The organism is Crossiella sp. NPDC003009 (assembly GCF_053591555.1).
In genome coordinates this window covers 63,011-82,458 of the sequence record NZ_JBSFUA010000005.1, presented here as the reverse complement: position 1 = coordinate 82,458, position 19,448 = coordinate 63,011, and the positions used below count along the sequence as shown (strand labels likewise).

At 72.4% G+C, this 19,448-nt stretch carries 13 protein-coding genes; 10 read left to right on the top strand and 3 right to left on the bottom strand.

Annotated features, from left to right (window positions below; translation table 11 throughout):
* Nucleotides 1-5 precede the first annotated feature (5 nt).
* From ACWDY5_RS07975 to ACWDY5_RS07965, 3 genes are read left to right on the top strand one after another with little or no spacing between them, the layout of a single operon-like run.
* Nucleotides 6-1,976: an acetyl/propionyl/methylcrotonyl-CoA carboxylase subunit alpha gene (locus tag ACWDY5_RS07975; protein ID WP_449721521.1), complete on the top strand. Its 1,971-nt coding sequence runs from the start codon at nt 6-8 to the stop codon at nt 1,974-1,976.
* 5 nt (nt 1,977-1,981) lie between these two features.
* Nucleotides 1,982-3,136, top strand: coding sequence for an acyl-CoA dehydrogenase family protein (locus tag ACWDY5_RS07970; RefSeq protein WP_449721520.1), 1,155 nt, complete (start codon nt 1,982-1,984; stop codon nt 3,134-3,136).
* 44 nt (nt 3,137-3,180) lie between these two features.
* Nucleotides 3,181-4,737 (top strand): 4-coumarate--CoA ligase family protein, encoded by a 1,557-nt coding sequence (locus ACWDY5_RS07965; RefSeq protein WP_449721519.1) that lies wholly within the window; start codon nt 3,181-3,183, stop codon nt 4,735-4,737.
* A 1-nt stretch (nt 4,738) separates the two neighbouring features.
* Here the strand turns inward: ACWDY5_RS07965 and ACWDY5_RS07960 are convergent, their stop codons facing one another.
* Both ACWDY5_RS07960 and ACWDY5_RS07955 read right to left on the bottom strand, forming a co-directional pair.
* A complete protein-coding gene (locus ACWDY5_RS07960) occupies nt 4,739-6,082 on the bottom strand; it encodes a threonine/serine ThrE exporter family protein (RefSeq protein ID WP_449721518.1) in 1,344 nt (447 codons plus the stop codon).
* Nucleotides 6,083-6,253: 171 nt separating this feature from the next.
* A complete protein-coding gene (locus ACWDY5_RS07955) occupies nt 6,254-7,300 on the bottom strand; it encodes a zinc-binding dehydrogenase (protein ID WP_449721517.1) in 1,047 nt (348 codons plus the stop codon).
* 165 nt (nt 7,301-7,465) lie between these two features.
* Here ACWDY5_RS07955 and aspS point away from each other — a divergent pair, with 165 nt between their 5' ends.
* The 6 genes from aspS to ACWDY5_RS07925 all read left to right on the top strand — a co-directional run bounded on the left by aspS (nt 7,466) and on the right by ACWDY5_RS07925 (nt 15,023).
* Nucleotides 7,466-9,250, top strand: coding sequence for an aspartate--tRNA ligase (aspS, locus tag ACWDY5_RS07950; protein WP_449721516.1), 1,785 nt, complete (start codon nt 7,466-7,468; stop codon nt 9,248-9,250).
* Nucleotides 9,251-9,255: 5 nt separating this feature from the next.
* Entirely contained in the window at nt 9,256-10,197 is a 942-nt protein-coding gene (locus ACWDY5_RS07945) for a DUF389 domain-containing protein (RefSeq protein ID WP_449721707.1), read from the top strand.
* Between the two features lie 209 nt (nt 10,198-10,406).
* A complete protein-coding gene (locus tag ACWDY5_RS07940) occupies nt 10,407-11,615 on the top strand; it encodes a hypothetical protein (protein WP_449721515.1) in 1,209 nt (402 codons plus the stop codon).
* An 87-nt stretch (nt 11,616-11,702) separates the two neighbouring features.
* Nucleotides 11,703-13,031, top strand: coding sequence for an aminotransferase class I/II-fold pyridoxal phosphate-dependent enzyme (locus tag ACWDY5_RS07935; RefSeq protein ID WP_449721514.1), 1,329 nt, complete (start codon nt 11,703-11,705; stop codon nt 13,029-13,031).
* Nucleotides 13,032-13,105: 74 nt separating this feature from the next.
* On the top strand, nt 13,106-13,915 hold the full coding sequence (locus ACWDY5_RS07930) for an SGNH/GDSL hydrolase family protein (protein WP_449721513.1): 810 nt from the start codon (nt 13,106-13,108) through the stop codon (nt 13,913-13,915).
* A gap of 10 nt (nt 13,916-13,925) precedes the next feature.
* Nucleotides 13,926-15,023: a pyridoxal-phosphate-dependent aminotransferase family protein gene (locus ACWDY5_RS07925; protein WP_449721512.1), complete on the top strand. Its 1,098-nt coding sequence runs from the start codon at nt 13,926-13,928 to the stop codon at nt 15,021-15,023.
* On the opposite strand, the gene ACWDY5_RS07920 is transcribed toward ACWDY5_RS07925, so the two are convergent.
* The gene (locus tag ACWDY5_RS07920) at nt 15,004-15,753 is read right to left on the bottom strand and encodes a metallophosphoesterase family protein (protein WP_449721511.1); all 750 of its coding nucleotides are present in this window, start codon (nt 15,751-15,753) and stop codon (nt 15,004-15,006) included. The genes ACWDY5_RS07925 and ACWDY5_RS07920 overlap by 20 nt on opposite strands.
* A gap of 108 nt (nt 15,754-15,861) precedes the next feature.
* Here ACWDY5_RS07920 and ACWDY5_RS07915 point away from each other — a divergent pair, with 108 nt between their 5' ends.
* Complete coding sequence (locus ACWDY5_RS07915) at nt 15,862-19,434, top strand: S8 family serine peptidase (protein ID WP_449721510.1); 3,573 nt, start codon at nt 15,862-15,864, stop codon at nt 19,432-19,434.
* The last annotated feature ends 14 nt before the right edge of the window (nt 19,435-19,448 follow it).

Below are 19,448 nucleotides of genomic sequence, written 5' to 3'. Positions count from 1 at the left end.
CCAACGTGATCACCCGAGTCCTGGTCGCCAACCGCGGCGAGATCGCCCGCCGCGTGTTCCGCACCTGCCGTGCGCTGGGCATCGGCACGGTGGCGGTGTTCTCCGACGCCGACGCCGAGTCCCCGCACGTCACCGAAGCCGACCTCGCCGTCCGCCTGCCCGGCCTCACCCCCGGCGAGACCTACCTGCGGGCCGAGGCGCTGATCGCGGCCGCGCACAGCAGCGGGGCGGACGCGGTGCACCCCGGCTACGGCTTCCTGTCCGAGAACGCCGAGTTCGCCCGCGCCGTGCTCAATGCCGGGCTGGTGTGGATCGGGCCGCCGCCGGAAGCCATCGAGGCCATGGGGGCCAAGGTCGAGGCCAAGAAGCTGATGGCCGAGGCCGGGGTGCCGGTGCTGCCCGAGCTCGACCCCGGGGACGTGACCGAGTTCCCGTTGCTGGTCAAGGCTTCCGCCGGCGGCGGCGGCCGGGGCATGCGGATCGTGCGCGCACCCGAGGAGCTGGCCGGGGCGGTGGCCGCGGCGCGGGCCGAGGCGGCCAGCGCCTTCGGTGACGGCACCGTCTTCTGCGAGCCCTACCTGGAACGCGGGCGGCACGTGGAGATCCAGGTGCTCGCCGACGCCCACGGCGCGGTGTGGGCTCTGGGCGAACGGGACTGCTCGGTGCAGCGCCGCTACCAGAAGGTCGTGGAGGAGTCGCCCTCACCGGCGGTGGACGACACCCTGCGCGAGGCCATGTCCGCGGCGGCCGTGGCCGCGGCGCGGGCGATCGGCTACCGGGGCGCGGGCACGGTGGAGTTCATGGTCTCGGACAAGGGCGAGTTCTACTTCCTGGAGACCAACACCCGCCTCCAGGTGGAACACCCGGTCACCGAAGCCGTCTTCGGCGTCGACCTGGTCGCCTGGCAGCTCGCCATCGCCGAAGACAGCCCACTGCCCGCGGAGATGCCGGTGCCGCGCGGACATGCCATCGAGGTCCGGCTCTACGCCGAGGACCCGGCCGCGGACTGGCGGCCCGGCAGCGGGCCACTGCACCGCTTCGAGGTGTCCGGAGTGGACAGTGAGTTCACCGGAACCGGCGGCGAGCGCGGACTGCGCCTGGACGCCGGGGTGGTGGACGGCTCGGTCATCAGCACCCACTACGACCCCATGCTGGCCAAGGTGATCGCCTGGGCGCCCACCCGCGCCGAAGCCGCCCGCCGGCTGGCCGCCGCGCTGACCGGGGCGCGCATCCACGGCCCGGCCACCAACCGGGACCTCCTGGTCCGGGTGCTGCGCGACGCCGACTTCCTGGCCGGTCGGGTGGACACCGGTTTCCTCACCCGCCCAGGACTCGACACACCCCTGGCCGAGCAGCGCGGGGTGCGGATCTCCGCGCTGGCCGCCGCGCTCGCCGAGGCCGCCGCCAACCGGGCTGCCGCCACCGTGCAGCCCCGCGTGCCCGCCGGATGGCGGAACCTGCACTCGACCAACCAGGTCAAGGCCTACGACAGTCCACAAGGGACGATCGAGGTCGAGTACCGGTTCACCCGCGACGGGATTATTACCGAGGACCTGCCTGACGTGAGCGTGGTCTCCGCCGCGCCGGAGTCGGTGGTGGTGGAGGTCGACGGGGTGCGGCGCACACTGCACGTGGCGCGCTACGGCGAACAGGTGTTCGTGGACTCGCCGTTCGGACCCGTGACCCTGCGCCGGTTGCCGCGCTTCACCGAACCCGGGGCCGCGCACGCCGAGGGATCACTGCTCGCGCCGATGCCCGGCACCGTCGTCGCGGTCACCGCCGCGCCCGGCGACACCGTGCGCGCCGGGCAGGAACTGCTGGTGCTGGAAGCGATGAAGATGCAACACCCGGTGCGCTCGCCCGCCGACGGCGTGCTCACCGAACTCGCCGTGACCGCGGGCGCCCAGGTCGAGGCCGGGGCCGTGCTCGCCGTGATCGAACCCGCCCCGACCGGGCAGAAGCCGATGGAGGACTGACGGACATGGACTTCCGGGAGACCGACGAACAGCGCGCGCTGCGGGCCTCGGTGGCCGCGCTGGCCGCCAAGTACGGGCACGGCTACTGGGTGGACAAGGCGAAGGCGGGGGAGAAGACCACCGAACTGTGGGCCGAGGCCGGGCAGCTCGGCTACCTCGGCGTCGCCGTGCCCGAGGAGTACGGCGGCGGCGGAGGCGGCATCACCGAACTGGCCATCGTCTGCGAGGAGCTCGCCGCCGGGGGCTGCCCGCTGCTGCTGCTCGTGGTCTCCCCGGCCATCGCGGCCACCGTCATCGCCAACTCCGGCACCCCGGAGCAGAAGAAGAACTGGCTGCCCGGTTTCGCCGACGGGTCGCTGAAGATGTCCTTCGCCATCACCGAACCCGACGCCGGCTCCAACTCCCACCGGATCGTCACCACCGCCCGCGCCGACGGCGACGGCTGGCGCCTGACCGGCGGCAAGTACTACATCTCCGGGGTCGACGAGAGCGATGCGACCCTGGTGGTGGCCCGCCTGGAGGACGCGCGCACCGGCAAGCTGCGGCCCGCGCTGTTCGTGGTGCCAACGGACGCACCCGGTTACTCCCACCACCCGATCCCGATGGAGATCACCTCACCGGAGCGGCAGTTCACCCTGTTCTTCGACGACGTGAAACTGCCGGCCGATGCCTTGGTGGGCGGGGAGGACGCCGGTCTGGCCGCGTTGTTCGCCGGGCTGAACCCGGAGCGGATCACCGTGGCCGCCTACGGTTGCGGCATCGGGCGGTACGCCTTGGCCAAGGCGGCCGACTACGCGCGCACCCGCAAGGTGTGGAACTCGCCCATCGGTTCGCACCAAGGGATCTCGCATCCCCTGGCGAAGGCGCACATCGAGGTCGAGCTGGCCAGGCTGGCCACCCAGCGCGCCGCCTGGGCCTACGACCAGGACGACCCCGGCGCCGCCGAGTCGGCCAACATCGCCAAGTACGCCTCCGCCGAAGCCGCCATCGCCGCGGTGGACGCCGCCGTGCAGACCCACGGCGGCAACGGAATGGCCACCGAGTACGGGGTCGGCACGCTCTACGGCGCGGCCAGGGTCGGGCGGATCGCGCCGGTGAGCCGGGAGATGATCCTCAACTTCGTCGCCCAGCACACCCTGGACCTCGGGAAGTCGTACTGACACGGTAGAAGGCCCACCCGGCAACGACGCCACCGGAGGTCGCCATGATCCACCGCAGCCCGCTCCCCGACGTCGAGATCCCCGATCTGCCGGTGCACACCTACGTGCTGGCCGGGGCGCGGGAACGGGGCGACCACCTGGCGGTGGTGGACGGGAGCAAGCCGGACGGGTTGCGGCTGACCTACGGCCAGCTGGACGCCGCGGTCGGCAGGCTCGCCGCGGGCCTGCACCAGGAGGGGCTGGGCAAGGGCGACGTGCTGGCCTTGTTCAGCCCCAACACGGTGGCCTACCCGGTGGTGTTCTACGCGACCACCACCCTGGGCGCGATCGTCAGCACGGTCAACGCCTTGTACACCACCGAGGAGCTGACCACGCAGCTGCGCGACTCCGGCGCGAGGTTCCTGGTCACCATCTCGCTGTTCCTCGACCGCGCGGTGCCCGCGGCGAAAGCGGCCGGGATCGAGGAGGTCTTCGTCTGCGACACCGCGCAGGGGCACCGCTCGATCCTGGAGCTGATGGCCACCGACGGACCGGTGCCGGAGGTGGAGATCAACCCGGCCGAGGACGTGGCGGTGATGCCCTACTCCAGTGGCACCACGGGCAAGGCCAAGGGCGTCATGCTGACCCACCGCAACATCGTGGCCAACATGGCCCAGGCCGGCGGGATGCAGCCCACCGGCCCGGAGGACCGGATCCTGGCCATCCTGCCGATGTTCCACATCTACGGCATCACCGTGCTGCTCAACCACGCGTTACGGTGCGGCACAACGGTTGTCGTGCTGCCCCGGTTCGAGCTGGAGCAGTTCCTCGCCGCGCTGGCCGAGCACCGGGTGACCAAGGTGCCGGTGGCCCCGCCGATCGTGCTCGCCCTGGCCAAACATCCCATGGTGGACCGGTTCGACCTCTCCGCGCTGAAGTCCGTGCTGTGCGCGGCCGCTCCCCTGGACGCCGACACCGGCCACCTGTGCGCCACCCGGCTCGGCGTGCGGATCACCCAGGGCTACGGCATGACCGAGCTGTCCCCGGTCTCCCACGTGGTCCCCGACTCCGACGCCCACCCGCCCGAGGGCACGGTGGGCAAGCTGGTGCCCAACACCGAATGCCGGATCGTCGACCCGGCCACCGGGCAGGACACCGACGGCGCCGGCGAGCTGTGGATCCGCGGGCCGCAGGTGATGAAGGGCTACTTCGCCAGGGGCGCGGACACCGCGGCGATGATCGACGAGGACGGCTGGCTGCACACCGGCGACATCGGCCGGGTGGACGCCGAGGGCAACTTCTTCATCGTGGACCGGCTCAAGGAGCTGATCAAGTACAAGGGCTACCAGGTGCCGCCCGCCGAGCTGGAAGCCGTGCTGCTCTCCGATCCCCGGGTCGCCGACGCCGCGGTGATCGGCGTCCGCGACGCCGAGGGCGAGGAGGTGCCCAAGGCGTTCGTGGTGCGCGCGCCGGGTCAGGAAGCCTTGGCGGAGCGGGAGGTGATGGAGTTCGTGGCCGGGAAGGTCGCGCCGTACAAGAAGATCCGGGTGGTCGAGTTCATCGACGCGGTGCCCAGGGCGCTGTCCGGGAAGATCCTGCGCCGGGAGCTGCGCGGCCGCTGACTCACTCCAGCGGGGTCTCGGTGGGCCGCAGCGGCCCGGAGAACCGGGGCCCCGCCAGGGTGCGGCCCAGCCGGCCAAGGCCGGTGCGCACCGGCTGGGCCAGGTACTCCCCGAGCACCACACCCGCGGCCAGGGCCAGTCCGATGCCGGCCGCCAGCATCAGCGACTGCGCGCCCTTGGCGATGTTCTGGTCCACCGCCAGCTGGAACAGCGCGTGGTAGGTGGTCAGCCCCGGCAGCAACGGGGTCAGCCCGGAGACCGCGATGATCAGCGGCGGGATGCGCAGCCGCCGCGAGATCACGCCGCCGACGAACCCGATCAGGATGGCCGCGCCCGCGGAGGCGATGACCACGTCGGTGCCCAGCACGGTCAGCACCCCGTAGGAAGCCGTGCCCGCCGCACCCGCCAGCCCCGCCACGAACAGCGCCCGCAGCGTGGCGTAGCTGGCCCAGGCGAAGCAGAACGAGGTCAGGCCACCGGCCACGATCATCTGCGGCACGTGCGCCAGCAGCGGCGGCGGCGGTTCGGCCACCGAGATGTGCAGACCCTGGGAGACGGCCAGCCGCAGCACCAGCAGCACCCCGATGACCAGCCCGGCGGTCATCAGCAGCACCTCCATGGCGCGGCCGGCGGCGGTGACGTTGTAGCCGGTGATCGCGTCCTGCACGGTGCCCACGATGGACAGCCCGGACAGCAGCACGATGATCCCGGTGGCCACCACCAGCGACGGCCGGACCAGGTGGCTGCCGGGGTCCATCGCGTGCACGCCCAGCGCCATGCCGGTGGCCAGCACCCCGCCGATGACCTGCTGGAAGAAGAACGGCAGCGCCAGCCGGTTCACGATCCGGCCGACCCGGTCGATCACCGCGGTGGTGAAGGCGGCGATCCCGGCCAGCAGCGGCCCGCCGCCCAGCAGCACCGCCACCGCCGCGGCCATCGCCGCCCAGGCCAGCGTGGACACCCAGCGCGGGTACGGGTGCGGCGCGGTGGAGACCGTCTCCAGGCCGGTGAGCGCCTGGTCCGCGGTGATCTTGCCCGCGGTGACCTCCCGCACCAGGCGCTCCAGCGCGGTCAGCCGGGTGTAGTCCAGGCTGCGGGCGCGCACCACGCGGGTGGTGGTCACCGGGGCGGCCAGGTTGCCGCGGTGGCAGCAGGCGGTGATCGAGGTGAACGTGACGTCCACATCGGTGGTCGGCAGGCCGTAGGCGTTGGTGACCGCGAGCATGGTGGCGGTGACGTCGGCGGCCCCGGCCCCGCAGGCCAGTTGCAGCTCGCCGATGCGCAACGCCAGGTCGAGCACCTGGTGCACCGTGGCGGCATCCGGCACCTTCGGTCCGTGCAACATGGCACTCATGATCGCCGGTTCGACCCGTTCCCGCCGCAGCAGAAGTCCCCGCAGACCCACCACACACCTCCGCCACCCGCACGCCGCCGACCAGGGCATCGCGCGAGCGGACCCGGCCGTTGCACGGTGTCGCGAAGGTCACGTGTGGTGGGCCGGAACGCGGGGTAGACGCTAGGGCTTGAGCACGATCCGGATGGGGTTGCCGATCTTGTTCGCCAGCCGGTGCACCGCCTCCGGCGCCTCCTCCAGGGGCATGACCTCGGTGACCGAGGCGGAGAGGTCCAGCCGGCCGGTGGCGACCAGGCGGATGAGGGTGTGCAGGTCCTTCGGCTCCGAGCCCCACGCGCCGCGGACCTGGTGCTGGGCGGCGTTGAACCGGGCCGCGTGCGCCAGGTGCAGCGGGGCCTGGGTCATCCCGACCAAGACCAGTTTTCCGTGCGGGGCCAGCAGGTCATCGGCCGCGGCGCGCGCCGCCGGGTGGCCGACCAGGTCCACCGCGAGGTCGAGGCCGAGGCCGCCGGTGGCAGCCAGGACCTTGGCCGCCAGGTCCGGCTCGGCCGGGTCGAAGGCGTGGTCCGCACCCGCCTCCAGTGCGCGTTCGCGGGCCAGCGGCAGCGGGTCGACGGCGATGATCGGGGCCGCCCCGGCCAGCCGGGCGATCCGCACCGCGTGCACGCCGAGACCGCCGATGCCCCACAGACCCACCGCCTCACCCACCGACAGCTCGCCCTTGTGCAGCAGCGCCGCGTACGGGGTGGACACCGCGTCCGGGATGATCGAACCCTGCTCGAAGGGCACGTTCTCCGGCAGCGGCACCACCGAGCGGTGGCTGGTCAGCACGTACTCCGCCCAGCCGCCGTCGTAGCTCACCCCGCGCGCGGGCGGCAGCAGGCAGAGACCGGTGTGGAACAGGCAGTTCGGGCAGCGCTCGCAACGGTCGCCCGCGGCCAGCACCACCCGCGCGCCCGGCCGCCAGAACTCCGGCACGTCCGGGCCCAGCTCGGCGATCGTGCCCGCCACCTCATGGCCCAAGGTGATCACGGTCTGACCGGTCAGGGTGCGGAAACCGGTCAGGCTGCCGTCGATGATGTGCACGTCGGACAGGCACACCCCGGCCGCCGCGACCTTCACCAGCACCTGGCCCGGCCCCGGCGCGGGCACCTCGACCTCGTGCAGCCCGAACTTCCCGGTCTCCAGGTCGAACCTCGCCGCGCGCATACCGGCCCTCCGTCGTTACCCGTTGGTAGCTTTCACGCTACCGGGACCGGGCGCCGGCAGCGGCGGTGGCCGCCGGGGAAACCTGCTGGCAGGCACCCCGGGGGCGTTGGCTAACCTGCTGGGAAGCATTCCCGCCGACTCCGCCGACCTAGGAGATCAGTACCCGTGTTGCGCACGCACGAGGCCGGAGCACTCCGCGCCGAGCATGCAGGCCAGACCGTCACCCTCACCGGCTGGGTGGCGCGGCGTCGCGATCACGGCGGAGTGATCTTCATCGATCTGCGGGACGCCTCCGGTGTCGCCCAGGTCGTCTTCCGCGAGGGCGAGATGGCCGAGCGGGCGCACCGGCTGCGCGCGGAGTTTTGCGTCAAGATCGTCGGCGAGGTCGCCAAGCGGCCCGAGGGCAACGAGAACGCCGAGATCCCCACCGGCGCGATCGAGGTGCTGGCCACCGGCCTGGAGGTGCTGAACGAGTCCGCGCCGCTGCCCTTCCCGCTGGACGACCACCTGGAGGTCGGCGAGGAGATCCGGCTCAAGCACCGCTACCTGGACCTGCGCCGCAGCGGACCGGCCAAGGCCATGCGGATGCGCAGCGAGGTCAACCGGGTCGCGCGCGAGGTGTTGCACCGCAACGACTTCGTCGAGATCGAGACCCCCACCCTGACCCGCTCCACCCCCGAGGGCGCGCGCGACTTCGTGGTCCCGGCCCGCCTGCAGCCCGGCTCCTGGTACGCGCTGCCGCAGTCCCCGCAGCTGTTCAAGCAGCTGCTCATGGTCGGCGGCCTGGAGCGCTACTACCAGATCGCCCGCTGCTACCGGGACGAGGACTTCCGCGCCGACCGGCAGCCGGAGTTCACCCAGCTCGACATCGAGATGAGCTTCGTCGAGCAGGACGACGTGATCAGCCTCGGCGAGCAGATCATCGCCGCGATCTGGCGCGAGGTGCTCGGCGTCGAGCTGTCCCTGCCGATCCCGCGCATCCCCTACGCCGAGGCGATGGCCCGCTACGGCAGCGACAAGCCGGACCTGCGCTTCGAGCTCGAGCTGGTCGAGATGACCGAGTACTTCGCCAACACCCCCTTCCGCGTGTTCAAGGCGCCCTACGTCGGCGCGGTGGTCATGCCCGGCGGCGCGAGCCAGCCGCGCAAGCAGCTCGACGCCTGGCAGGACTGGGCCAAGCAGCGCGGCGCCAAGGGCCTGGCCTACGTGCTGGTGCAGGAGGACGGCAGCCTCGGCGGACCGGTGGCCAAGAACCTCTCCGAGGAGGAGCGCGCCGGTCTCGCGGCCGCGGTGGGCGCCAAGCCGGGTGACTGCGTGTTCTTCGCCGCGGACACCCCCAAGGCCGGGCGGGCGCTGCTCGGCGCGGCCCGCGTGGAGATCGCCAACCGTCTTGGGTTGATCAAGGACGGCGACTGGAAGTTCGCCTGGATCGTGGACTTCCCGCTGTTCGAGGCCACCTCCGAGACCGACGACGTCGCGGTCGGCGGCGGCAGCTGGACCGCGCTGCACCACGCGTTCACCTCGCCCACTCCGGACTGCCTCGACGACTTCGAGAAGGACCCCGGCTCGGCGCTGGCCTACGCCTACGACATGGTGTGCAACGGCTTCGAGATCGGCGGCGGGTCGATCCGTATCCACCGCGCCGACGTGCAGCAGCGCGTCTTCGGCGTGATGGGCCTCGCCGAGGAGGAAGCCCAGGAGAAGTTCGGCTTCCTGCTCGACGCGTTCAAGTTCGGCGCGCCCCCGCACGGCGGCATCGCCTACGGCTGGGACCGGATCTGCATGCTGCTGGCCGGGGCCGACTCGCTGCGCGAGGTCATCGCCTTCCCCAAGAGCGGCGGCGGTTTCGACCCGCTGACCGCCGCGCCCGCGCCGATCACCGCGCAGCAGCGCAAGGAAGCGGGCGTGGACGCCAAGCCCGCCGTCAAGGGTGACACCGCGACCGCGTGAGCTCGCTGCTGCACCTGCGCGTGGTCAACCAGCCGGAGCACACCGAAGCGGTGCTCCGGCTGCTTGACGAGTGCTCGGGTGCCACCCACCTGGTGCTGCTGCCCGGCGCGGGCGTGCGTCCCAAGGGCGATGTCATCGAGGCCGACGTGGCCAGGGAGTCCCTGGACGAGCTGCTCGCCGAGCTGTGCGAGCTGGGCATCGACCACCACGGCGCGATCACCCTGGAGAGCATCGACACCGCGCTCTCCGACGCCGCCGACCGGGCCGAGGCCGCCGCGCCGGGCGAGGGCGCGGACGCGGTGGTGTGGGAGGAGCTGATCGCCCGCACCGGCGAGGAGTCCCGGCTCAACCTCACCTACCTGGGCTTCCTCACCATCGCCTGCCTGCTCGCCGCGGTCGGCGTGATCACCAACTCGGCGGTCACCATCGTCGGCGCGATGGTCGTCGGACCGGAGTTCGGGCCGCTGGCCGCGCTCGCGGTCGGCCTGGTCCGGCGGCGCTGGGACCTGGTGCGCAGGGCGAGCGCGGCACTGGTGTTCGGCTTCCAGGTCGCGGTGGTGGTCACCGCCGGACTGGCCGCACTGGGTTACGCCGCCGGACTGTTCAATGAATCGATCATGCACAGCAACCACGACGTGGACTTCGTCTTCCAGGTCGGCCCGTTCTCCCTGATCGTCGCGCTGCTGGCGGGCGCGGCGGGCATGCTCTCGCTGACCTCGTCGAAATCCGCCGCGCTGGTAGGGGTTTTCATTTCCGTCACCACCGTGCCGGCGGCCGGTTACGCGGCATTGGCGCTGGTGCTGGGGGAGTACGGGCGGGCCGGGCAGTCCGGGCTCCAGCTGCTGGTCAACCTGGCCGGGATCGTGCTGGCCGCGGTGCTCGTGCTGCTGCTGCGCAACCGGCAGCGCAGGCGCCAGGGCAACGGCCGACCGCTCGCGGAAGGGTGAAAAACAGGCTGTCCGAGGAACTTCCGGACCTTTGTCGATCGTTGGTAGTACGCCGGGTGGGTGGAATCGGCGCGCAGCAGAGGGCTTGCGCCGCAACGAGATCGGAACAGAAAGACAATGTCCTCAGGCTCGTTGGTCGGGATAGCTTTGCCAGAGCGTAACCAGATCATGCCGATCCGTGATAGCCAAGCCCGGTAGGGTCGACAACGATGAGCGTGGAAATCTCCACCGGCCCGCTGGACGTCCACAACGCGGTGGCAGCGGAGGTGGCCGAGACGGTCGCCGCTGCGCAGGCAGTGCTGCGCCGCCGCTTCGGTGCGAGCGTCCGGCTGAGTGATGCCGAGGATCTGGGCGGTAGCGACCGGTCGGTCGTGCTCCGCGTGCGAGTGGTGGAAACCCCTTTCGCCATGCCCCGCACGTTGGTGATCAAGCGATATCGCACCCCGTTGCTGCCAGGTCAGACCGCCGACCCCTTCGCCCATGAAGCGGCCAGCAGTCAGCTGTTCACCGCCCTGTCCGTCGGCGAGCGGGTCAGCCCGGAGCTGATCGCGCACGGACCGGCCGAACGGCTGCTGGTCATGGAGGACCTGGGCCGCGCGCCGACCCTGGCCGACAAGCTGCTCGGCGACGACGCCCGCGCCGCCGAACGCTCGCTGCTGGCCTGGGCCAGGGCGCTGGGCCGGGTGCACGCCAACACCGCCGGCCGCGAAGCCGACTTCGACGCGCTGATGCGCCGCCTCGGCCAGCGCAGCTGGACCGACCCGATCGCCCCGGAAGCCCGCACCGCGCTGACCGAACTGCCCGCGTTGCTGGAAGAGGCCATCGGGGTGCAGACCTCCGACGCGGTGGCCGAGGCCGCCCGCAACACCGGCTGGCTGCTCGGCGGCACCCGCTACCGCGCGTTCAGCCCCTCCGATGTGTGCCCGGACAACAACCTGGTCACCAACCGGGGCGTGCGGTTCCTGGACTTCGAGTGGGGCTGCATGCGCGATGTCGCCCTGGACGTGGCCTACCTGCGGGTGCCGTTCCCGTCCTGCTGGTGCTCCTTCGCCCTGCCCCAGGGCATGACCGAGGCCATGCTCGCCGCCTGGCGCTCGGAGGCCAGCACGGTGTGGCCGGACCTGGACGACGACGCGGTGCTGCTGCCCAGGCTGCTGGACGCGCAGGTGCTGTGGGTGTGGCTGTCCACCTGGTGGCTGCTGCCGCGGATCACCGAGACCGACCGGCCCATCGACGCCAACCAGCTCTCCCCGCGCCGCAGCGCCGCGCTGGCCGACCGCTGGCGCAGGCTGCGGGCCGACGCGGTGGTCTCCGGCAGGCACGAGCTGGCCGAGCACGCCGAGGCGGTCGCCACCGCGATCGTGCGCCGGTTCGGACCCGACGCCGAGCAGCTCCCGCTCTACCCGGCCTTCCGCTGACCTGCGCAAACCCGTCTCGGAAGAATAATCACGATATTCTTGGAAATCCGGTGAACCGTTCGCCAACGGCGGTCGTATGAACCGGCCATGACCACTCGTGCCGACTTCGCCGCTCTCGTCACCGACGACATCCTGCCCAGCCGCATGCCCGACGTCGGCCTACTGCGCGCCTACCTGGACCAGGGCTGCCGGCACGGCGACCCGCTGTGCCTGAGCTTCGGCGAGACCTGGAACCAGGCCCCGGCCGGGCTGCTCGACCACCTGCACGAGCGCCCGCTCTACGCCCACGGTTACCAGCTGTCCATGTACGGCCTGCCCAAGCTGCGCAAGGTGGCCCGCGACTACGTGACCTCCTCACACCGCCTGGAAGCGGTGGCCCAGCCGGGCCGGGACTTCCAGGTGGCCGCCACCTGGACCGGCACCCGCGGCGCCATGTTCGACTTCGGCCGCTACCTGCTCGACGAGCTCGGCTCCGACGGCCGGGTGCCCGTGGTGGTGGCCGCCGGGCCCAGCTGGGACTACGAGGGCGTCTTCCACACCCTCGGCTACCAGGTCCGCTACCTGCCGCTGCGCCCGGAGACCGGGTTCCGCCCGCTGGCCGGGGAGCTGCAGGACCTGGCAGACCGGATCACCGCCGAACCAGGGCAGCGGCTGGCCATGGTGGTGGTCAACGCCCAGCACAACCCGACCGCGGTCAACTGGCGGCCCGGTTTTGTCGCCGCCGCGGTCGACCTGGCGCACCAGCACGGCGCCGGCCTGCTGGTCGACGACGCCTACTTCGGCGTGCACGACCCCGAGGTCGAACCCACCTCCGCGCTGCGCGTCCTGCTCTCCCGCCTGCCCGGCGCCCCGCCCGCCGCGCGCCGCCGCTGGCTCGCCGTCCGCTCCCTGGGCAAGCAGTTCCACTGCAACGGCTGGGGCCTGGGCCTGATGACCGCCGAACCCGCCACCCTGGACCTGCTGGTCAACCGGTACCGGCTGCACAGCTCGCTGATGTACGGCGGGGTCTACCAGCACGCCATGGCCGACTGGCTGGCAGACCCGGCCAGCGCGGCGTTCCTGGCCGCCCAGTGCGCGGAGTACGCGGCCAAGCGCCGCCTGGTCGACCGGCTCTTCACCGCCCGCCTCGGCTACCCCGCGGGTGCGGTGCACACCGGCTCCTGCACCTCCTACCTGCTCTTCGCCCTGCCCGCCGCCTACGCCGGCCTGGACGACGGCGAGGCCCGCTTCCGGGATGACGCCTTCGCCCGCACCGGCGTGCTCTTCGCCCCCGCCTGGCCCTGGCCCTACGCGCCCACCGCCGCCCCGCTGCCCTACATGCGGATGTACCTCGGCCCAGGTCAGGACGTGCTCGCCGAGGCCGTGGACCGGCTGGCCGGGGCGGGCATCCACCACGGGATGGCGGTGTCGCGGTGAAAGTTCCCCGACCTGTCTCCACCCGGTCACCCTGATCTCACCGGCAGTGAGCCGAGGGCCCCGATCGTGGCAGCGTGACGGTTGAGCTCACCGCCCCGGCGCTCGACCCCGGCTTCGCCGGGCGAGCGGTCCACAGCCTGGTCGCGCTCGGCGACTCCACCACCGTAGGCATCGGCGACCGGGTCTCCGGCGGCTGGCGCGGGTTCGCCCCGTTGCTGGCCGCCGGGCTCGGCGCCCAGCTGCACAACCTGTCCTTCCAGGGCGCGCGCATGCGCTGCGTCCGCCAACGGCAGCTGCCCCAGGCCCTGGCCCGCCGCCCGGACGCCGCGGTGCTGGTGGTCGGCATGAACGACACCCTGCGCTCGGACTTCGACGCCCAGGCCATCAGGGACGACCTGGACGAGGTCGTGGGCAGCCTCACCGCGGCCGGGACCGTGGTGCTCACCGCCCGCTACCACGACCACGCCCGCGTCTTCCGCATCCCCGGCCCGCTGGCCCGCGCGCTGCGCGCCCGGATCGCCGAGGTCAACGCGGTCACCGACGAGGTCGTCGCCCGGCACCGGATCGGCTGCCTGGACCTGGACGCGCTGCCCGGCGCCTACGAGCTGCCCGCCTGGAGCGTGGACCGGCTGCACCCCTCCGAGCTCGGCCACCGGATGCTCGCCCGCGGCTTCGGCGACCTCCTCGAAGCGGCGGGCTGCCACCTGCCCGAACCGGTGTCCATGACCTGCGCCGGCGGCGTGCGGATCACCCCGCTGCACCACGTCGGCTGGCTGGTGTTCAAGGGCCTGCCGTGGCTGTGGCGGCGCAGCTCGGACCTGCTGCCCTACGCCGCCCAGATCATCTGGCGGGACCTGCGGCAGCGGCGGCGCGCCGGGGAGTAGCGTGCCGCGCATGGCGTTGGTTGATCGTGTGCTGCTGGGCCCCGGACCGGGCAACCCCTACCCGGAGGCCACCCTCGCGCTCGCGGCCCCGCTGCTGGGCCACCTCGACCCGGAGTTCCTGCGCATCCTGGACGAGACCTGCGACCGGCTGCGCACAGTGTGGGGCACCGCGAACCGGCGCACCCTGCCGCTGTCGGGCACCGGCTCGCTGGGCATGGAAGCCGCCTTCGTCAACACCGTGCGGCCCGGCACGATCGCCGTGATCGGCGTCAACGGGCTGTTCGGCCACCGCATGTGCGAGGTGGCCGCCCGGCACGGCGCGCAGGTGGTGCGGGTGGACCACGAGTGGGGCGCGCCCATCGACATCCGCCGCATGCTCGAGGCCCACCCGAAGCCGGACCTGGTGGCCGCGGTGCACGCCGAGACCAGCACCGGCGTGCTCAGCGACATCGGCGGGCTCGCCGAGGTCGTGCACGCCAGGGACGAGCGGGCCCTGGTCATCGCCGACTGCGTCACCTCCATCGCCGGGCTGCCGCTGCACCTGGACGAGTGGGGCGTGGACATCGCCTACGCCGGCACCCAGAAATGCCTCGGCGTCGCGCCCGGCCTGGCCCCGTTCACCTTCTCCGAACGCGCCTGGGAACAGCGGGTGCAGCGGCCCAGCAGCTGGTACCTCGACCTCGGGCTGATCGGCGACTACGTCAGCGGCGGCGCCGGCGGCGGCCGCACCTACCACCACACCGCGCCCACCGCGATGGTCGCCTCCCTGCACGCCGGACTCGGCCGCATCCTGGAGGAGGGCCTGCCCGCGGTGCACGCCCGGCACCGGGCCGCGGGGGAGCAGCTCCAGGACGGGCTGGCCGAGCTGGGGCTCAAGCTCTTCGCCGCGGACGGGCACCGGCTGCCGCAGCTGACCACGGTGTGGGTGCCCGAGGGCGTGGACTCCGCGACCGTGCGGACCCGGCTGCTGCACGACTTCGGCATCGAGATCGGCGCGGGCGTCGGCGAGTACGCCAGCCGGGTCTGGCGGATCGGGCTGATGGGGCCCAACGCCACCCCGGCCAAGCCCGCGCTGGTGCTGGCCGCGCTCAGGTCGCTGCTCGGCTGAACACGTCCAGGGCCTGCCGGTCGGTGGCCTTGGCGCGCAGGTAGTACCCGGCCCAGGCCGCGGCCTCCGGGTAGCCGGACTCCTCGGCGATCCGGCGGCAGGCGGCGTCCAGGTCGAACTCGGTGCGCCGCAACTGGATCCCGCCGCCGGCCAGCAGCGCCCAGTGCGCGCCGGAGCGGCCGTAGGGCATGCCGACGCTGCCCGGGTTGACCACCATCCGGCCCGAGGCCAGCCGCGCGAAGGGCATGTGCGTGTGCCCGCACACCACCGTGCGCACCTGTTCGTCCACAGTGGACAGAACCTGGTCGAAGCGGTCCAGCGGGCTGTCCACCATCACGATCTCCTCATCATCGCGCGGGGTGCCGTGGCAGAACAGCACCGGTCCGAACCCGTCGATCTCCAGGGTGACCGGGTGCGGCAGTCCGGCCAGCCGGTCCAGGTGCTCCGGCCGCAGCTGCCGCGCCGCCCACCGGGACACCTCATCCGGCACCGGCAGCCTCTGGTCGGCGGCCAGCGCGACCAGCTCGCGGTCGGCGTTGCCGCGCACCCACACCGCCCGCTCGCCCAGCGCGGTCAGCGCGTCCAGGGTCGGCACGGGCATCGGACCGGCCGCGAGATCACCGGTCAGCACGATCAAGTCCGCCGCCCGCACGTCCGGCTCGGCCAGCACGGCTTCCAGGGCGGGCAGCACGCCGTGGATGTCGGAGAGCACCGCCACCAGTCGGGTCATGCCCCCGAACCTCACAGAGTTCTTGTTGGCGAGCAACCTCGCGGGTGACTTCTTCGTAAGTTTTCGCGGAGCGAGAACACGGAAGTTCTCGCCAACGAGGGAGCATCAATGGGGACACACTCCCGTCGCGGCCGCCGTTGTGGCGTGACCGCGGCGCTGCTCGCCCTGGCCGGGGCCACGCTGACCCCGGTCGCGGGCGCGGCCGAGACACCACCCGGTTCCGCGCCGCCACAGCGCGTGCTCACGCTGCTCAGCGGCGATCAGGTGGTGGTGCGTGGCGCGGACGTGGTGCAGGTGCGGCCCGCCGCCGGACGCGAGGACATGGCCTTCCACAAGGTGATCCTCAACGGGCGCCGGTTCGTCTACCCGGCCGACGCGCTGCCGCTGGTGCGGGCCAACCGCCTGGACGAGAACCTGTTCAACGTCACCGAGCTGCTGCGCCAGGGCTTCGACCGCGACACCGCGCTGCCGCTGCTGCTGACCCGCCAGCCGCGCGCCCGCGCCGCGGCGGACCTGCCCGCGGCCAGCGCGGTCACCCGTGAGCTGCCCGCACTGGGCGTCACCGCGCTGACCCAGCCGAAGGAGCGGGCCGGGGAGTTCTGGGCCTCGTTGACCGGACCCTCGCTGCGCGCCGCGGAGGGCAAGTTCTGGCTCAACCGCAGGCTTTCCCTCAACCTGGACCAGAGCGCGAGCGTCATCGGCGCGCCGCAGGCCTGGCAGGCCGGGGGCACCGGAGCCGGGGTCAAGGTCGGCGTGCTGGACTCCGGCTACGACCAGCAGCACCCCGACCTGACCGGCCGGGTCGCCGCCTCCTCGAGCTTCATCGAGGGCCAGTCGGTGCAGGACACCAACGGCCACGGCACGCACGTCGCCTCCACCATCGCCGGCACCGGCAAGGCCTCCGGCGGCCGTTACCGGGGCATCGCGTACGAGGCGAACCTGGTGGTGGGCAAGGTCTGCGACGAGTACTGCCCGGAGGACGCCATCCTGGCCGGTATGCAGTGGGCCGCCGACCAGGGCGCCAAGGTGGTCAACATGAGCCTGGGCGGCCCGCCCACCGACGGCACGGACCCGCTGTCCCAGGCGGTGAACCGGCTCTCCGCGGACAAGGGCACGCTGTTCGTCATCGCCGCGGGCAACAACGGCTCGGAGGCCGCCGTCGAGTCACCCGGCGCGGCCGACGCGGCGCTGACCGTGGCCGCCAGCACCAAGTCCGGGCAGCTCGCCCCGTTCTCCGCGCGCGGCCCCCGCCACCTCGACCACGCCGCCAAGCCGGACATCACCGCGCCCGGCGTGGACATCGTGGCCGCCCGCGCCGCCGGGACCATGCCGCAGTACGCGGTCAGCGAGCAGTACCTGCGGATCTCCGGCACCTCGATGGCCACCCCGCACGTCGCGGGCGCCGCGGCCGTGCTGGCCCAGCAGAACCCGGGCTGGACCGGCGAGGCGCTCAAGGCCGCGCTGATGGGCACCTCGGCTCCCCTGGAGGGCGCGAACGTCTTCGGCCAGGGCGTCGGCAGGCTGGACCTGGCGCGGGCGCACCGCCAGCGGGTGCGGGTCGAACCGGCCTCGCTGTCCATGGGCAGCGTGCCCACCGGCGGGGAAAAGCCGGAGCAGCGGAAACTCCGGTACAGCAACGACTCCGACCGCCCGGTCACCCTCAAGCTCGACCTGCCCGCGCACGGCGGCCTGTTCACCGCCGACGCCAAGCAGGTCACCGTGCCCGCCAAGGGTTCGGCTGACATCACCGTCACCGCCGACTTCACCAAGGCCACCGGCCTGGTCGGCACCCGGCTCACCGCCAGCGGCGACGGCGTGGAACTGCGCACCTCGGTGGTGGCCGAACGGCGGCCGGCCGAGCACATCCTCACCGTGAAGTCCTTCAGCCGCCAGGGCAAGGCCGACGCCTTCACCAACGTGGTGCTGCAGAACCTGGACACCGGCCACGCCCGGATCATGAACAGCACCAGCGAAGGCGTGCCGGTCGGCCGCTACCGGGTGCTCGCCCAGGTGATCGACACCGAGTACCCGCCCGGCCTGCCCCACGGCGTGTTCACCGACCGGGTCAAGCTGGTCCAGGAGGTCACCGTCGACAAGGACACCGAGATCGTGCTGGACGGCCGCAAGGCCAAGCCGATCCAGGTGCGGGTGGACGACGCGGAGGCGGTGCAGACCCCGTTCCAGCTCGGCCACGAGGTCGGCCTGTTCTCCGACCTGCCCGGCAAGCCCAAGGCCGGGGTCGCCATGGTGTCCAAACCGGGCCGGGAGTACCTGGTGCCCAGCGCGCCCGCCCCCGGACTTGTGTTGTACAGCAACACTTCCTGGAACCGGCCGCTGCTCTCGGCCAAGCTCGGTGACCGCGAGCTCAACCCGCGCGACCTGAACCCACTGGGTTTCCGCGGTGAGCGCACCGCCAAGGTCGCCGACGTCGGCGGCGGCACCCCGGAGGAGATCGCCCAGGCCGGCGTGCGCGAGAAGTTCGCCCTGATGCAGCCGGGCCGCCAGCCCACCACGGAGGTCAACCGGCGGGTGGCCGCCGCCTTCACCGCCGGTGCGGCCGGGGTGATCCTGGACGACGCCTACGCCGAGCACCAGGCCGCCTGGACCGGGCCGGTGGTCAACATCTACGGGGAGGCCAGCGCCGCGCTGCGCGCCCAGCCCGGCGGCAGCGTCACCATCCGCGGCATCGCCAACTCGCCCAGCCTGTACGTGCTGCACGACCGGGTCACCGACGGCCTGCCGGACGGGATCACCTGGTCGCACTCCGCCCGCGACCTCGGCAAGGCCCGCACCAGGATCGCCCAGGTCGGCAACGGCGAGTCGGCCACCTCGGTGCAGGCCAACGTCCAGGTCGGCGACATGTGGTTCGGCTCGGTCGCCCCGGTCCGGGTGCCCGGCGAGCTGGACGTGCTCTACACCCCCGGCCGGCCCTGGATCACCGGCGCCGCCCTCGGCCAGACCCAGACCGCGGCCTACGGCATCCAGGAGACCCTGCCCACCACCTACCGGGCCGGGCAGAGCACCAAGCTGACGCTGTTCGGCAGCCCGTTCGGACCGGAGCTGACCCGGCCCGCGATCACCCGCACCGGCGACAAGCTGCGGGTCGAGCTGCCCATGTTCAGCCAGCCCGGCGCGCTGGGCTACTTCAGCCCGGACTTCGACAAGGGCAGCACCTCGTTGTCCGCCAACGGAAAACGCGTCGGCGGCAGCGACGTGCCCGGTATCGCCACGGTGGACGTCCCGGCCCGCCGCCAGCTCCTGGAGCTGACCGCCGAAGCCACCAGGGCACTGCCCGGCGCGGAACTGGGCACGAAGTCCAGTGCCACCTGGAAGTTCCACAGTGGACAGACCGCGAAGGAGACCTCGCTGCCACTGCTGGACATCCGCTACGACCTGCCCCTTGACCTGGCCAACCGGGCCAAGCCGGGCGAGTTCGCCGTCACCGTCACGGCCCCGCACCAGGCGGGCTCCGGCGGGCGTGGCGCGGTGGCGGTGACCATGGAGGTCTCCACCGACGACGGCGCCACCTGGCGGCCGGTCCCGGTGCTGCCGTCCGGGAAGTCCTGGACCGCCAAGGTGACCAACCCGGCAGGCGGGTTCGTCTCCTTGCGCACCAAGGCGATCGACGCCGACGGCGGCTCGGTCACCGAGACCGTGGTCCGCGCCTACCGCGTGGGCTGACCGAGCACCCGGTG

Coding starts and splice junctions, on each gene's coding strand:
- ACWDY5_RS07970 (WP_449721520.1), top strand. CDS start 1,982: ATGGACTTCCGGGAGACCGACGAACAGCGCGCGCTGCGGGCCTCGGTG.
- ACWDY5_RS07965 (WP_449721519.1), top strand. CDS start 3,181: ATGATCCACCGCAGCCCGCTCCCCGACGTCGAGATCCCCGATCTGCCG.
- ACWDY5_RS07960 (WP_449721518.1), bottom strand. CDS start 6,082: ATGTTGCACGGACCGAAGGTGCCGGATGCCGCCACGGTGCACCAGGTG.
- ACWDY5_RS07955 (WP_449721517.1), bottom strand. CDS start 7,300: ATGCGCGCGGCGAGGTTCGACCTGGAGACCGGGAAGTTCGGGCTGCAC.
- ACWDY5_RS07940 (WP_449721515.1), top strand. CDS start 10,407: ATGAGCGTGGAAATCTCCACCGGCCCGCTGGACGTCCACAACGCGGTG.
- ACWDY5_RS07935 (WP_449721514.1), top strand. CDS start 11,703: ATGACCACTCGTGCCGACTTCGCCGCTCTCGTCACCGACGACATCCTG.
- ACWDY5_RS07925 (WP_449721512.1), top strand. CDS start 13,926: ATGGCGTTGGTTGATCGTGTGCTGCTGGGCCCCGGACCGGGCAACCCC.
- ACWDY5_RS07920 (WP_449721511.1), bottom strand. CDS start 15,753: ATGACCCGACTGGTGGCGGTGCTCTCCGACATCCACGGCGTGCTGCCC.
- ACWDY5_RS07915 (WP_449721510.1), top strand. CDS start 15,862: ATGGGGACACACTCCCGTCGCGGCCGCCGTTGTGGCGTGACCGCGGCG.